We start from the raw sequence: 13,455 nt of genomic DNA on the forward strand, positions 1-13,455 counted from the left end.
GTTTCTCGGTCTTTGGGAGCCCGCGCATCTCGGAACCACCTGAACTCGGAACCACCTGAACAGAGGGACGTCATTTTGGATTTCACCGTTGGGCAGACGCTGGTGTACCCGCACCACGGAGCCGTCACCGTTACCGACATCTCCCCCATGACCGTCAAGGGGATTGAACGCGAAACGCTGACCTTCCGCGTGCACGCCACCGAACTCACCATCAAGCTACCTTCGGACAATGCCGAAGACGTTGGCGTGCGCAGCGTCATTGACGACGCCGGCGTGCAGGCCGTGTTCACCGTGCTGCGCGGACCGGCCGGGATGGAACCGGACAACTGGTCCCGCCGTTTCAAGGCCAATGAGGGCAAAATGGCCACCGGCGAACTGCACCTGATCGCTGAAGTGGTGCGCGACCTCTGGTGCCGGGAGCGGACGCACCCGCTGTCCACCGGCGAAAAGCGGATGCTCCTCAAAGCCAGGCAGCTGCTGGTTTCGGAGCTGGCCCTGGCCCGTTCGGCGTCCGCTGAAGAAGCCGGAGAGATGCTGGACTCGGTGCTGATGGAAGCTGCCGGCGAGGCAGAGCTGGCCAACAGCTAGGCGGCGCGGCCCGGCGCCGGTTTCCAGCGCCGGGCCCGTTTTGGCACGGGCCGCACCTTGGTTGTATCAAGGAAAGTAGGACGGATTCCGTCCCCACGGGACACGTCCGGAGTCACCAGAAGATCTTCGAGGGTCCTGCGCCTTCAGGGACCCGGAAAGGCGGCCGTGAACTTTCCCTGCACCTGCTTCTGCCAGCCCATGCCCGGCACCGGCCGGCTGGGGATCGAGATCTATGATCCGTTCTGCCTGGTGCGCCAGCACCGCGTGGCCGGTTCCACCAACCGCGAGCCCAGCTACGGGCAGGGCCGGCGGTAGTCCACTTCCCGCCCCCGCCCCCGCTCCGGCTCCGGCTCCGGCTGGAAAAATCCTTGGAACCGCGCCCAGACGCATCCTGTAATATTCCTTGGACTATGGATGACCCTCCCTCACATAAACCCTTGCCCCTCCCCGTCCTGACCGCAATGCAGACCGTGTCCGCTCCGGCTGCACCGGCTATCGCGAGAGAGGGGCAGCCCCATGTATGAATGGCTAATGGTTGGCGTAGGTTTGCTCCTCACCGTCGGCACCGGACTGTTTGTCGCGTCCGAGTTTTCACTCGTCAACCTGGACCGCGCGGAGCTTGAAGCCCGCCGGGACAAGGGCGAAAAACGGCTTAACCCCACCATCAACGCGCTGAAGATTACCTCGACGCATCTTTCCGGCGCGCAGCTCGGCATCACGCTGACCACCCTCCTGACCGGTTACACCTTCGAACCGGCCATCAGCTCCATGCTGGCCACCCCGCTTGCGGCGCTGGGTATTCCCGACGCCCTGGTGCCCGGAATCGGCGCCGTGGCCGGCATCTTCCTGGCAACCATCTTCTCCATGATCATCGGTGAACTGGTGCCCAAGAACTTCGCCCTTGCGCTGCCGCTGGCCACGGCGAAGCTGGTGGTTCCCTTCCAGGCAGTGTTCACCACCGTGTTCAAGCCGGTGATCCTGCTTTTCAATAACACCGCCAATGCGATCATCCGGTCCTTCGGCATTGAGCCCAAAGAGGAACTTTCCGGTGCGCGCAGCGCAGAGGAGCTCAGTTCCCTGGTCCGCCGCTCAGCCCTTGAAGGCGTGCTGGACCTGGACCATGCCGTGCTGCTGAACCGCACGTTGCGCTTCGCGGACCACAGCGCCGCCGATGTGATGACGCCGCGCGTCCGCATGCATACGGTTCACGGCACGGATACGGCCGAACAGGTGGTGGCCGCTGCCACCGCCACCGGCTACTCCCGCTTCCCCGTGATCGGCCGCGATTCGGACGACATCCTCGGGGTGCTGCACGTGAAGCAGGCGTTCGGAGTTCCGCTGGCCGGCCGAGGTTCCGTGACCGCCGCCGAGCTGATGGTGGAACCGATGCACGTGCCCGAGTCCATGGATGCGGACACCCTGCTGGGGCTGCTGCGCGCCCAGGGCCTGCAGGTGGCCATCGTCTCCGACGAACACGGCGGCACTGCGGGGATTGTGACCCTTGAGGACCTGGTCGAGGAAATTGTCGGCGAGCTCGAGGACGAACACGACCGCGCCCGGGTGGGCGTGGTCCGCACCGGCCGGGCCATCACTTTTGACGCCGCACTCCGGCCCGACGAACTGCTGGACCGCACGGGCATCGAGGTACCGGACGGCGAGGAGTACGACACCATCGCCGGATTCGTCACCGATGAACTGGACCGCATTCCCGAACTCGGCGACGAAGTGGAGATCGGCAGCGGAACGCTCCGCGTCGAACGGGTGGTCCGCAACCACATTGAGCGGCTGCGGTTCACGCCGTCGGGTTCCCTGGAGGCGCCCGTAAGTGCCCATGACCGCATTGTCGACTCACTGACCAAGGACCTGACCCATGAGTGAATACCTGCCCGGAATCATCTGGCTCGTAGTGCTGCTGGTGGACAACGCCTTCTTCGTGGGTGCCGAGTTCGCCGTCATCTCAGCCCGCCGCTCCCAGATCGAGCCCAAGGCCGAGGCCGGCAGCAAGGCCGCCAAAACCACCCTCTGGGCCATGGAACACGCCACCCTGATGCTGGCGACCAGCCAACTGGGCATCACCGTCTGCTCCCTGATGATCCTGAACGTCTCGGAACCGGCCATCCACCACCTGCTGGAGATCCCGCTGGGCCTGACCTCCCTGTCCGCGGACGCCATCGGGATGATTGCCTTCGTAGTGGCGCTGCTGCTGGTGACCTTCCTGCACGTGGTGGTGGGTGAAATGGTGCCCAAGAACATTTCCTTCTCGGTTCCCACCGGCGCCGCACTGCTGCTGGCCCCGCCGCTGGTGATGGTGTCCCGGATTGTCCGCCCTGTCATCCGGGCCCTGAACGGTATAGCGAACGGTGTGCTGCGCCTCTTCAAGGTAGAGCCCAAGGACGAGGCCACCAGTGCCTACACGCTGGACGAAGTTGCCAACATTGTGGAGCAGTCCACGCGCGACGGCGTGCTCACCGACCGCAGCGGCACCCTGACGGCGGCCTTCGAGTTCACTGAAAAGACCGTGGCCGACGTCGAGGTTCCCATTGCTCAGATGGTGCTGCTGCCCGAAACGGCCTCGCCGGCGGACCTGCAGCAGGCCGTGGATATCCACGGCTATTCGCGGTACATCCTGACCAACGAGGACGGCGACCCGGACGGCTACCTGCACCTCAAGGACGTCATGGACCTGACCGGTCCGGATGAATTCGCCGCGCCGGTGCCGGCCAAGCGCATCCGCCGGCTTGCCTCGGCGTACCGGGGAGGCGAACTGGAGGACGCACTGGCCACCATGCGCCGCACCGGCGCCCACGTGGCGCGGGTCTTCGACGCCAAGGGCAACACCACCGGCGTGCTCTTCCTGGAAGACATCATCGAAGAGCTTGTGGGCGAAGTCCACGACGCCACCACGGTCTAGGCCGGGTCCGGGCTAACGTCGCCGCTTCCGCCGAAACCACCGCCGCCGCTCCGCTTCCGGGGCGGCGGTTTCTCTTTGCGCCTCTTCCGCCGCCCCGGCCGCAGCCTTCCGCTCCCGCCAGCGCAGCATTTCCTGCTCGACGTCGCGGGTCCTGGTCACCACGGGCGGCCCGCCTTCGAGCTGGCGGCGGGCATTGATGACCCGGGCGTTGAAGTCTTCCAGGATCTCGCGGACCTGCCGCTCGCTCCACCGGGTGTCCAGACGGGCATCCAGTTCCGCGTCCTCGGTGCGCAGCAGGATGGCCGCAGGCCCCAGGCCGGTAACGTTTTCACGCTGCAGCAGTCCCTTGATCCACCAGTCCGGATCATGGCCATCGCCCAGGCCGGGGATGGGCTTGCCCGCATATTTCAGGTTGTCGAAGTCGCCGCGCGCCATAGCGTCGCGGACCAGGTAGTCCGCACGTGCGGCGTCGTCCACCTGCCGCCGCTTGTGCTGCAGTTCCTCTTCAGCCGCGGCCTGCTCCACGTCCTCCGGGTCCAGGCCGCCCCCGGCACCGGCCGCCCTCAGCTGTGCCGCGCGTTCCATCCGGCGCCGGTACTGTTCAACACCCCTGCCTTCCATGACCTCTCACCGCCTCACCCGTCCGGCTTCCGTTTTGCGTCCCCACCAGTATTCCGCCGGGGGGCGGAGGCAGGCAACGCAACCCCAATGCCTAGCTGCGCAGCCGGCGTACCGCTGCCGCGATGCCCGCGGCCAGCCCTGCACCGGCCAGCAGCCACGGTCCGCCGATGAGGATGGGGTCGATCCACTGATGGTTAACATCCGCTCGCTTCCGTCCGACCCGGGAGGAATACCCGCGTCGGGAGAACTCGCTCAGCACCCCCGTCTCGGTCACGGGATTGTCCGGATGCAGGGTCAGGAAGGAGGCCAGATGGCTTTCCACCGCGTCAACCCGGTCCGCTGCCAGCAGGATCAGCCAATGTGCCGCCCGTGCTTCGCTGAACCGGCGGTAGGCGTACCGGCGCATCACACCGGACAGTCCCTTGGGCGGGCAGGACGTGCCGAACACGGGAGTGAGGAACTTATGCTCAATGGAACGTTCGCGCGGATATTTCTCCTCCTGGCGCTCCGGGAACTCCCAGTGGGCGCCGCTGAGGGTGGGGTCGAACTGCAGCTTGGGCACCGCGGGGCGGTCCTTCGGGTCAAGGTCCGCGCCCCAGCCCGGGATCCGTGCGCGCAGTTCATCACTGGTGGGAGTCAGGGCCGGTTTCTGCGGGGTATAGGCCATGGTTGGGTGCTTCCTTTCAGGAACCGGGGACGATCACGGGCTTGATGCAGTTATCCAGCTTGGCCGAGAACATGTGGTACCCCTCGGCGATGTGCTCAAGCGGAATCCGGTGCGTGATGATCTCGTTCGGCTTCAGGTATCCGGCCTTGATGTGCTCGAACAGCCGCGGCCACTGCCGCTTCATGGGCGTCTGGTTCATATTCAGCGTCAACCCCTTATTCATGGCGTCGCCGAACTTCACGGCACTGAACATGGGGCCGTAGGCACCCATCACGGATATGGTCCCCGCCTTGCGCACCGAGTCGATGGCCCAGTTCAGGGCTACGGGCGAACCGCCCTGGAGCTTGAGCTTGGTGCTGGTGACATGCTGGAGGAAGTTGCCGTCCGCTTCGGCGCCCACCGCGTCAATGGCAACGTCGGCGCCCAGGTGGTCGGTGATTTTCTTCATGTGCACCACAATGTCGTCGTACTCGGTGAAGTTGTACGTTTCGGCATGCGCAAAGATGCGGGCCTTTTCCAGCCGGTAGTCCAGATGGTCAATCACGATGACCCGCCCCGCACCCATCAGCCACGCCGACTTGGCGGCGTAGAGGCCCACCGGGCCGGCACCGAAAACCACCACGGTGTCGCCCTCCACGATGTCTCCCAGCTGCGCGCCGAAATAGCCTGTTGCCAGCGCATCGGTGCACATCAGGGCATCCTCCTCGTCCATCCAGTCGGGAATCAAGGAAGGCCCGATGTCCGCGAAGGGAACGCGCACGTACTCGGCCTGGCCGCCGTCGTATCCGCCGGTGGTGTGGGAGTAGCCGTACAGGCTGCCAACGGCGGTGGCGTTCGGGTTCACGTTGTGGCAGTTCGAATACATCCCGCGGGCGCAGAAATAGCAGGTGCCGCAGTAAATGTTGGCCGGCACCATCACACGGTCCCCCACCTTCAGGTTCCGCACCGAGGGTCCGACCTCTTCGACCACACCGATGAATTCGTGGCCGAAGGTATGGCCAACCCGGGTGTCGGGCATCAGTCCGTGGTAAAGGTGCAGGTCGGAGCCGCAAATGGCGGCCAGGGTGACCCGGACAATGGCATCGTTGGGATGCTCTATGGGGGGCCGCGGCTTTTCTTCCACCCGAACCTTGTAGGGTCCTCGGTACACCATTGCTCGCACGGGCCTGCCTCCTCAGTTCTGCCGGATCAACAGCTGCGCGGGACTGCCGTCCCTCCGGGACGCGCCCCGGGCACCTTAACCATAAGCAGACTTACTAGCTTTGCAAGTCCGTATCCGGTCCGGCCACCGGCAAACTCACGGTAAAGAGCGTTCCGGCTCCCGGCTCGCTGCGGACCCGGATGTTGCCGCCGTGCTCTTCCACGATGCGGCGGCTGATCACCAGACCGAGGCCTGCACCGGGAATGGCGGCCGTAAGCGCCCGTCCCGAGCGGAAGAACGGGGTGAAGGCTGCCTCCTGCTCCTCCTGGGACATCCCCATGCCGCTGTCAGCAACTTCAATCACTGCCATGCCCGCTTCAACCCGCGCGCTCACCTGCACCACGCCGCCGTCGGGCGAATACTTGACCGCGTTGGAGACCAGGTTTTCCAGCACCTGCCCAATCCGCCTGGGATCGGCCACGGCAGAAAGGTCGCCCGGCAGGTCAACCTTGAATTCCACCCCGTTCACCCGGGCGCGCGGCCCAAAGGAATCGACAGCAGCACGCACGACGGCGGCGAGGTCGACTTCCCTGGCCTCCACGGTTTCGTTCCCGGCGGCCACCGAGAGCAGGTCCGTTACCAGCTGCAGCAGCCGCTCGGCGTTCCGCACCGCCGTCTGCAGGGCGGAACGGACGTCTTCGGCCAGGTTTTCGCCGCTATCCAACGCCATGTCGAGATAGCCCAGGATCGACGTCAGGGGAGTGCGCAGCTCGTGGGACACATTGGCTACAAACTCACGCTGGGCCGTCAACGCCCGGACCAGCTGCGTCACGTCGCTGAACGCCAGGACAGATCCCTTGAATCCGCCGCCGCCCCGGACGGAGCGGGCCGAGACGCTGACCGCCAGTTGTCCCTGGCCGGTACCGACCCAGACGATTTCCTCGGCGAAGGACTCCCCGGAAACGGCCCGCCGGATGGGGCGCTTGCTGTCCGGAAGCGGAGTAACCCGGTCCGGGCCGTAGACGGGCCACTCGGAACCGCCGGGGCCGGCAATATCTCCGGTGGCTGCCCCGGCGCGGCTGCTTTCCATCAGCGCATTGGCAAGGATTTCCCGGCCGTCCCGGTCCACCACCAGCACGCCCACATCCACGGTGTCCAGCACCGCGTGCAGCAGTGATTCCCGCTCGCGGGCGCGCAGTTCCGCCGCTCCGCGGGCTTCTTCGGCGGCTTCGGCCTGCTGCAGGGCTTCCACCAAGTCCCGTTCATACCGGCGCCGCCCGGTTTCGGGAAGAACACTGATCAGGTCCAGGCCCCGCCCGGGGCTGCGTGCCCCGGCGATCAGGGCCGGGAGCCGCTCACCGTCCGGGCCGTGGAAGTCCACCGCCAGGTTCTGGACCGGCCCGGTTCCGGATCTGAGGGCCGCCGTCCAGCGCTGGTATTCGAGCAGGTCTTCCGGAGCGAGCAGGTCCGTAAAAACGGTACCTTCCAGCGCACTGCGGTTCCGGCCGGTCCAGGCAGCAAACGAGTGGTTGGCCTCTTCGATCACCCCGCGTGCGGAAAGGACCACATATCCGGAGGGAGACTGGTGGAAAAGCGTGGAAAGATCCGGGACGGACCGCCGCCGCCGCCCGCCAATGCGCGGGAAGCCGCGGGAAAAAATATGCATGCCGGACCTTTGGGGAAAGAACAGATATCTACAGCGCGCTGCGGAAACAGGCGCACCCGGCGGTTTCGTAATTCGCCGGTAAGTGAACTTATCAGGCTGCTTCCCGGCACCATGAATGTGACACGGCAAACCCGCGGCTTGCCCCGGCGGGAACCGCGTCCGGTGGCCGCTTCCCACCAGCATCCGGGCAGGTGATATTACTCCAATTCGGGCCATCTGGGAGGGGGTACAGCAGTCTTCGCGGAGAGGTTCCGCGGGCTGTGGACACGGTCCCCGGATTGGGAAAGACTTCCTTCCCGGGACATGCTGCGAGAAGGTGTTCCGGCAGGGGTGGCCCAGCATGAACAGCACCGAAAGGATGGCCATGAGCCAGCCAGCCGCGCTCCGCACCTCCTCCCGCACCCCCTCCCGCACCTCGCCCCGGCCCGCCGCCGATCTCCTATGGTGGAATCTGTCCATTGACGCCGGCGGTTTCGATTTGGCTGACCGCATTATCAGTGAACTGGTAACTCCCCTAGTTGCCCAGGCGAGGCTCTGGGGCACCCGGCGATGGTTTTTTACCCGCCGCATGCAACCGCCCAACGCGCAGGTTCGGCTGCGTGTCCTGGCCCCGACGGAGGCCTTGGACCGGCTCAAGTCCCTCCTCGGGGCCCTGCAGGAGCAAGCCGGGGACCCCGTCCGCAGCATGGCGGTGGCACAGGAATTCAGCGAGCCGGTGCTGGACCGGACGGTTGGAACCGAGCCTTTGCTTCCCTGGGTCGAAGCGGACCTGGCCCGCTACGGCGGCGTGGAGGGGCTCGCCCAGGCCGAGGAAGTCTTTGAGTTGTCCTCGGATCTCTGCCTTTGGGCCACGGCGCGCTTTGCGAAGGCGCAGAACCGCTCCGCCCTGGCCTCGCTGCTGCTGTTCGATTCCGCCTACGCAATGATGAAAGGGCCGCGGGCGTCCACCTGGCCGGACCGCCGCCGGGTTTCCTGGGAATACTACTGGGACAGCCACCTGCACAGCTGCACGGCCTCGGACCCCCGGGCGGCAGGCGTGCAGAAGGCCACCGGAGCCCAGGCACAGGCACAGCTCATGCCGGTCCACCGGCTGATGGTCGCAACGGCGTCCGAATCCGCCGTCGCGAACTGGCGCCGCCGCTGGCTGCGGGCCATTGACACCTACCTGTACCGGGCGGACAAGGCCGGCGCCAGCCGCAGCGCCCAGCACCTGACCGTCTATCAAGCGCATACCCTGCTGAACCGGCTCGGATTCACCCTCCGCCAGGAAGCCCTGATCGGTGTCTACGCGCGAACCTGGAGCCGGGAAAAGGAAGTCGAAATGAGCGACACGCTCTAGCGGACGCCTAGCCCCGCCGGGCCCTGTCCGTAACGGTAACGGGGCCCGGTGGCGATAGACTCAGCCCATGAACCTAGTCCCGGAGCAGCACTCCGTCGCGGCCGAACTTCAGCAGATCCTTCTGCGGACCGAGTCGGTGGAGTTCTTCCTCGAGGCCTTCGTTGTCCACGCCGCCGAAAAGTTCAGCAAGGACACGGAAGTGCTGGCAGGAGTGACCCTGCTGCGGAACAAGGAAGGGACTACGGTGGCCAGCAGCAGCGAGGCGGCCAAGGCACTGGATGAGGTTCAGTACGGTTTTGGCGACGGCCCCTGCCTGCGGGCCTCCCGCACCGGACGGACGGTCCTGGTGGCGGACGTGCGCACCGAAGAGCGGTGGCCGGACTATACGGATGCCATTCAGGACCGGGGCTTCTATTCGATCCTTGGCGTCCCGCTCCTCCTGGGCAACGACGGCGGTGCAGGACTGAATCTCTACACCCGCGAGCCCGGGTACTTCACGCCGGAAACGGTGCAGGCCGCGGAAGCTTTTGCAGCAGAAGCGGCGATTGCCCTGCAGTTGGCAGTCCAGTTGTCCCGGCACAAGAGTGCTGCCGAACACCTGCGCGCCGCCATGCAGGCACGCACGGTCATTGACCTGGCGGTGGGAATTGTGATGGCCCAGAACAAGTGCAGCCAAGAGGCGGCCTTTGAAATACTGCGCCAGGCCTCCAGCAACCGGAACGTCAAGCTGCGGGACCTGGCCGGCCGCATAGTCAGCTCGGTAACATCCGAGGGCGTTGAAACCCACTTCGTGGACTAACGTCCCAGCGGTACAACGCAAGCCGGTGCTCAGGCTCCGTCCACCAAGCCGGCGACGGCAGCCTTCGCGCCGTGGCTGTGCAGGGCGTCCAGGGCGGCGAGATATGCCCCGGTGAACCGCGGATCCGCAGCGAGCTCACCGAAGAACTGCGGCTGCGACACAAAGGCCAGCGGATCCTCCCGGTTCCGGGCCGCCGCCTTCATCACGTCTTCCCGGTGGCGATCGAGCACATTAATGGGTTCCCCTGCTTCGTCCACACCCTCGGCGTAGCGCGCCCAGGCGGCAATGATGGCCGCGGAACGGGACACCTCGCCGTCCCGGGCCAGGTTTTCCCGCACTACCGGTACCAGCCATTTGGGAATCCGGTCCGAGCTCTCGGCACACAGACGCGCCAGGGTGTCTCGCACGTATTCGTTGCCGAAGCGTTCCAGCAGCCGCCGTTTGTAGGCGTCCAAATCCACCCCGGGCACGGGCAGCAGCGTGGGCGTGGCTTCCTTGTCCATGTAGTCGAGCAGGAACCTGGCCAGCTTCGGGTCCGCCACCGCCTCGTGCGCGTACCGGTACCCGGCCAGATAGCCCAGGTAGGCAATTCCCTGGTGTCCGCAGTTCAGCAGGCGCAGCTTCATCCGCTCAAACGGTTCCACGTCTGCCGTCACGCTCACGCCTGCGTCCTCCCAGGGCGGCCTCCCCTGCACAAACGTGTCCTCCAGCGCCCACTGCGCAAAGTCCTCGGACACTACGGGCCAGGCGTCCTCCACCCCGAACTCCTGTGCCAGCAGGGTGCGGTCCTCGTCCGTTGTCACCGGTGTGATCCGGTCCACCATCGAGGAGGGAAAAGCGACGTTAGCCAGTACCCACTCCCCCAGTTCCGGATCCAGCAGCCGCGCAAACTCTCCGAAGGCCTTCCTCGCGACCTCCCCGTTGCCGGGGATGTTGTCGCAGGACATCACGGTGAACGCCCCCAGACCCCTGTCCCGGCGGCGGCGCAGGGCCTCGGTCACCAGGCCGAAAACCCCGGAAGGTACGGCCCCGGGTGCCAGGTCCGCGGCAACCTGCGGCGTTCCGGCGTCGAACTCCCCGGTGGTGTCACTGATGCTGTAACCGCCCTCGGTGATGGTCAGGGAGACGATCCGGGTGCCCGGCAACGCCATCTTTTCAATAACGGCTTCCGGGTCCTCCGGGGCGTAAAGGTATTCAACGATGGAGCCGATCACCCGGGCTTCGCGGGTACCGTCCGGATACTTCAGCATCAGCGTGTACAGGCAGTCCTGGCTGTCCAGGACAGTTTTCATGGCCGCATCCTGGGGCAGCACGCCTACGCCGCAGATCGCCCAGTCCAAGGCCAGTCCCTGGTTCATCAAGGTGTCCAGGTACATCGCCTGATGCGCGCGGTGGAAGCCGCCCACACCAAAATGCACAATGCCGGTGCTCAACTGCGACCGGTCATAACCGGGCCGCGCGACACCGGGCGGCAGGTGGGAAAGGGACTCTTCACTGAGTTTGGTCATAACGCCGCCTTAGGCCGGAGGTCCGGACAATCTAGCAGGTCCGTACCGTTCTTGGCACGCGTCCGGCCGTCCCGGCGGGTTCATCCCAGGAGAGGTCTCCGCCTGGCCGCCCTACTCCACTGCCTGGGCATCGAGTTCAATGAATACCCAGTCCGGCTCAGCAAGAATGGGGTCCATTACCGGGCCTCCGGCCTCGGCAATCCGGTCCTGCACCTTCGAGGGCAGACCGTCCTGCCGGAGGTTATGCCTCAGCCAGTCCTTGGCCGAACCGTCCAGGTACGGCCACCAGCGTTCTATTCGGATAGGTTCCACAGCAGCCCCCTTCAGCGTTGCGTAAACCCACGGTGACACCGGCCGTCAGGGGGCGCAAGAGGGCACCGTAAGAGGAGTTGCGGCAGGCGGCGGGATACCGGAAGGTAGGCCCCAAAGCCGAGGAAACTACTTCCGGACGGTGATCGATTCCATAGCTGCGCGGGCCTCCTCGGCGAGGGATTTGGGGATGGGCGCGCTCTTCGCCGCGTCCGCGGATGCCTGCTGGCCTTCCTCGCTTACAACGTATTTACCGAAGGCCTGAACGCGCTCTACCAGCCCGGCGTCGTCATAGGAGCTGCAGTAGATCTGGTAGGACACCAGTACCAGCGGATAGGCGCCCGCCGCTGTGGTTCGCCGGTCCAGCTGCAGCGCAATGTCGTGTTCGCTGCGCCCCGGGACCCGGGTGGACTGTTCGACGGCGGTGCTCGCGGCGTCGGCGCTGATCGGCACGAAGTCCTCCCCCACCAGGAGGTTGGCGGTGCCCATCGACTCGTCAATCACCGAGTCATCGGCATAGGTGAGCGCCCCTTCCGTCCGGGTCACGGTGCTGACGACGCCGGAGCTGCCCTGCGCGTTCTCGCCCTGCAGCCCGCCGGGCCAGGTCCCGGACGGCGCGTCCGGCCAGGCATCCGGGGCCACCTCATGCAGGTACTCGGTGAAGTTTTCCGTGGTCCCGGAGTCATCCGCCCGGCTCACGGGAGTGATCCGGGTGGAGGGCAGGTCCACATCCGGGTTGAGCGCAGCAATAACCGGATCGTTCCACTGGGTGATTTCGCCGCGGAATATCTTGGCGATGGCGGCCGCGTCCAGGTTCAGCGACTGGATGCCGGGAAGGTTGAAGGCCACGGCTATGGGGGAAATGTAGGCCGGGATGTCCAGCGCCCCTTCGGGACCGCAGACCGCCCGGGCGTCTACCAGTTCCTCCTCCTGCAGGTAGGCGTCGGAACCGGCAAAGTCCACCGCGCCGGCCAGCAGCGCGCTGCGTCCGGCACCGGAGCCGTCCGGGGAGTACTGCAGCTGAACGTTCGGATGCAGGGTGCCGAACCCGGCGATCCAAGCGTCCATCGCCGGGCCCTGCGCGCTCGAACCGGCGCCCGACAAGACACCGCTGAGCATGGAGGTGCTGTTCTCGGCTGCGTCCCGCTGGGCGTCCCCGAGCGGATAGTCGGACCCGCAGGCGGCCAGTGCCAGCGTGGCTGCCAGTGCGGCGGCGAGCGTGCGGAGGGGACGGATTGGGCGCAAGGGATGTCCTTCCTGGGGAAGCGGCGGTGGCGTCCAAGGCCGGCGGGGGAGCTGCGGGGGTGCAGCGGTCAACCGGCCGCTCTTTCAAGGCTAGCTGGCTTTGGACCGCAGCCGCCATCAGATAGTCCAGCTTCCCCTTGAGGGGCCCGGCCCCGGCTGTCAGGATGGACGGCACCGCGGAGATTACCCGCCGCCATGTGCCGGGGCCGGCGGGCTCCGCCCGCGCTCAACCCTCTGCCGGCGCCTTGCCTAGGGAGCACCCGTGCTGATTGCCGCAGCTATCCTCGCCGTCGTCGCAGCGGCCGTTGCCTTCTATTTCTTTATGCTCGAATCCCTGCGCTGGACCGAGCCGGACACGGTGGCCATCTTTCAGCTGCGGGGCGCGGGCACTCCAGCCGCCACGGCGCAGCTTGCCTACAACCTGGGCTTCTACAACCTTTTCCTGGCTGTGGGGGCCGGGCTGGGGGTAGTGCTGCTGGTGGCCGGCAATCCGGTGGCCGGGCTGACCCTGATGACGTTCACCACTGCCTGCATGCTGCTGGCTTCCGTAGTGCTTGCCCTCAGTGACCGGCGGCTGGGACGGCTGTCCCTGATCCAGGGCGGGCCCGCAGCCTTTTCCCTGGTTTTTTCGCTGCTCGGGACCTGAGCGGTTAGGCCTCGG

14 protein-coding genes are annotated in these 13,455 nt (G+C 66.0%); 7 read left to right on the forward strand and 7 right to left on the reverse strand.

Annotation, left to right across the window (positions count from 1 at the left end; all coding sequences use genetic code 11):
- The first annotated feature begins 75 nt into the window (after window positions 1-75).
- From QNO06_RS16425 to QNO06_RS16440, 4 genes are all read left to right on the forward strand, one after another.
- Window positions 76-588, forward strand: a complete 513-nt coding sequence (locus QNO06_RS16425; protein WP_227912165.1) for a CarD family transcriptional regulator — start codon at window positions 76-78, stop codon at window positions 586-588.
- Between the two features lie 165 nt (window positions 589-753).
- On the forward strand, window positions 754-903 hold the full coding sequence (locus tag QNO06_RS16430; protein WP_227912167.1) for a hypothetical protein: 150 nt from the start codon (window positions 754-756) through the stop codon (window positions 901-903).
- Window positions 904-1,104: 201 nt separating this feature from the next.
- Window positions 1,105-2,466: a hemolysin family protein gene (locus tag QNO06_RS16435; protein WP_227912168.1), complete on the forward strand. Its 1,362-nt coding sequence runs from the start codon at window positions 1,105-1,107 to the stop codon at window positions 2,464-2,466.
- Window positions 2,459-3,499: a hemolysin family protein gene (locus tag QNO06_RS16440; protein WP_227912169.1), complete on the forward strand. Its 1,041-nt coding sequence runs from the start codon at window positions 2,459-2,461 to the stop codon at window positions 3,497-3,499. Before QNO06_RS16435 ends, QNO06_RS16440 begins: the two co-directional genes overlap by 8 nt.
- A 12-nt stretch (window positions 3,500-3,511) precedes the next feature.
- On the opposite strand, the gene QNO06_RS16445 is transcribed toward QNO06_RS16440, so the two are convergent.
- The 4 genes from QNO06_RS16445 to QNO06_RS16460 form a co-directional block, all read right to left on the reverse strand.
- Window positions 3,512-4,120: a DnaJ family domain-containing protein gene (locus QNO06_RS16445; RefSeq protein ID WP_227912172.1), complete on the reverse strand. Its 609-nt coding sequence runs from the start codon at window positions 4,118-4,120 to the stop codon at window positions 3,512-3,514.
- Between the two features lie 91 nt (window positions 4,121-4,211).
- A complete protein-coding gene (locus QNO06_RS16450) occupies window positions 4,212-4,787 on the reverse strand; it encodes a hypothetical protein (RefSeq protein ID WP_227912175.1) in 576 nt (191 codons plus the stop codon).
- A 16-nt stretch (window positions 4,788-4,803) separates the two neighbouring features.
- On the reverse strand, window positions 4,804-5,949 hold the full coding sequence (locus QNO06_RS16455; protein ID WP_227912176.1) for a zinc-dependent alcohol dehydrogenase: 1,146 nt from the start codon (window positions 5,947-5,949) through the stop codon (window positions 4,804-4,806).
- Between the two features lie 94 nt (window positions 5,950-6,043).
- Window positions 6,044-7,594 (reverse strand): ATP-binding protein, encoded by a 1,551-nt coding sequence (locus QNO06_RS16460; RefSeq protein ID WP_227912177.1) that lies wholly within the window; start codon window positions 7,592-7,594, stop codon window positions 6,044-6,046.
- Between the two features lie 364 nt (window positions 7,595-7,958).
- On the opposite strand from QNO06_RS16460, the gene QNO06_RS16465 reads away from it, so the two are divergent.
- Together QNO06_RS16465 and QNO06_RS16470 are read left to right on the forward strand one after the other, a co-directional pair.
- A complete protein-coding gene (locus tag QNO06_RS16465; RefSeq protein ID WP_227912179.1) occupies window positions 7,959-8,933 on the forward strand; it encodes a lantibiotic dehydratase C-terminal domain-containing protein in 975 nt (324 codons plus the stop codon).
- Window positions 8,934-9,000: 67 nt separating this feature from the next.
- On the forward strand, window positions 9,001-9,732 hold the full coding sequence (locus tag QNO06_RS16470) for a GAF and ANTAR domain-containing protein (RefSeq protein WP_227912181.1): 732 nt from the start codon (window positions 9,001-9,003) through the stop codon (window positions 9,730-9,732).
- A 29-nt stretch (window positions 9,733-9,761) separates the two neighbouring features.
- Here the strand turns inward: QNO06_RS16470 and QNO06_RS16475 are convergent, their stop codons facing one another.
- The 3 genes from QNO06_RS16475 to pstS form a co-directional block, all read right to left on the reverse strand.
- Window positions 9,762-11,240 (reverse strand): mannitol dehydrogenase family protein, encoded by a 1,479-nt coding sequence (locus tag QNO06_RS16475; RefSeq protein ID WP_227912183.1) that lies wholly within the window; start codon window positions 11,238-11,240, stop codon window positions 9,762-9,764.
- 111 nt (window positions 11,241-11,351) lie between these two features.
- The gene (locus tag QNO06_RS16480) at window positions 11,352-11,552 is read right to left on the reverse strand and encodes a hypothetical protein (RefSeq protein ID WP_227912184.1); all 201 of its coding nucleotides are present in this window, start codon (window positions 11,550-11,552) and stop codon (window positions 11,352-11,354) included.
- 126 nt (window positions 11,553-11,678) lie between these two features.
- Window positions 11,679-12,794, reverse strand: coding sequence for a phosphate ABC transporter substrate-binding protein PstS (gene pstS / locus QNO06_RS16485; protein WP_227912186.1), 1,116 nt, complete (start codon window positions 12,792-12,794; stop codon window positions 11,679-11,681).
- 262 nt (window positions 12,795-13,056) lie between these two features.
- Here pstS and QNO06_RS16490 point away from each other — a divergent pair, with 262 nt between their 5' ends.
- A complete protein-coding gene (locus QNO06_RS16490; RefSeq protein WP_227912188.1) occupies window positions 13,057-13,440 on the forward strand; it encodes a DUF1304 domain-containing protein in 384 nt (127 codons plus the stop codon).
- Window positions 13,441-13,455 lie beyond the last annotated feature (15 nt).

The sequence above is a fragment of the Arthrobacter sp. zg-Y20 genome, from assembly GCF_030142075.1.
In the GTDB taxonomy this organism is placed as follows: domain Bacteria; phylum Actinomycetota; class Actinomycetes; order Actinomycetales; family Micrococcaceae; genus Arthrobacter_B.

What these genes read in the sequence shown, in the direction of transcription:
- QNO06_RS16450 (WP_227912175.1), bottom strand. Translation starts at nt 4,787, where the DNA reads ATGGCCTATACCCCGCAGAAACCGGCCCTGACTCCCACCAGTGATGAA.
- QNO06_RS16445 (WP_227912172.1), bottom strand. Translation starts at nt 4,120, where the DNA reads ATGGAAGGCAGGGGTGTTGAACAGTACCGGCGCCGGATGGAACGCGCG.
- QNO06_RS16440 (WP_227912169.1), top strand. Translation starts at nt 2,459, where the DNA reads ATGAGTGAATACCTGCCCGGAATCATCTGGCTCGTAGTGCTGCTGGTG.
- QNO06_RS16460 (WP_227912177.1), bottom strand. Translation starts at nt 7,594, where the DNA reads ATGCATATTTTTTCCCGCGGCTTCCCGCGCATTGGCGGGCGGCGGCGG.
- QNO06_RS16475 (WP_227912183.1), bottom strand. Translation starts at nt 11,240, where the DNA reads ATGACCAAACTCAGTGAAGAGTCCCTTTCCCACCTGCCGCCCGGTGTC.
- QNO06_RS16465 (WP_227912179.1), top strand. Translation starts at nt 7,959, where the DNA reads ATGAGCCAGCCAGCCGCGCTCCGCACCTCCTCCCGCACCCCCTCCCGC.
- QNO06_RS16435 (WP_227912168.1), top strand. Translation starts at nt 1,105, where the DNA reads ATGTATGAATGGCTAATGGTTGGCGTAGGTTTGCTCCTCACCGTCGGC.
- QNO06_RS16470 (WP_227912181.1), top strand. Translation starts at nt 9,001, where the DNA reads ATGAACCTAGTCCCGGAGCAGCACTCCGTCGCGGCCGAACTTCAGCAG.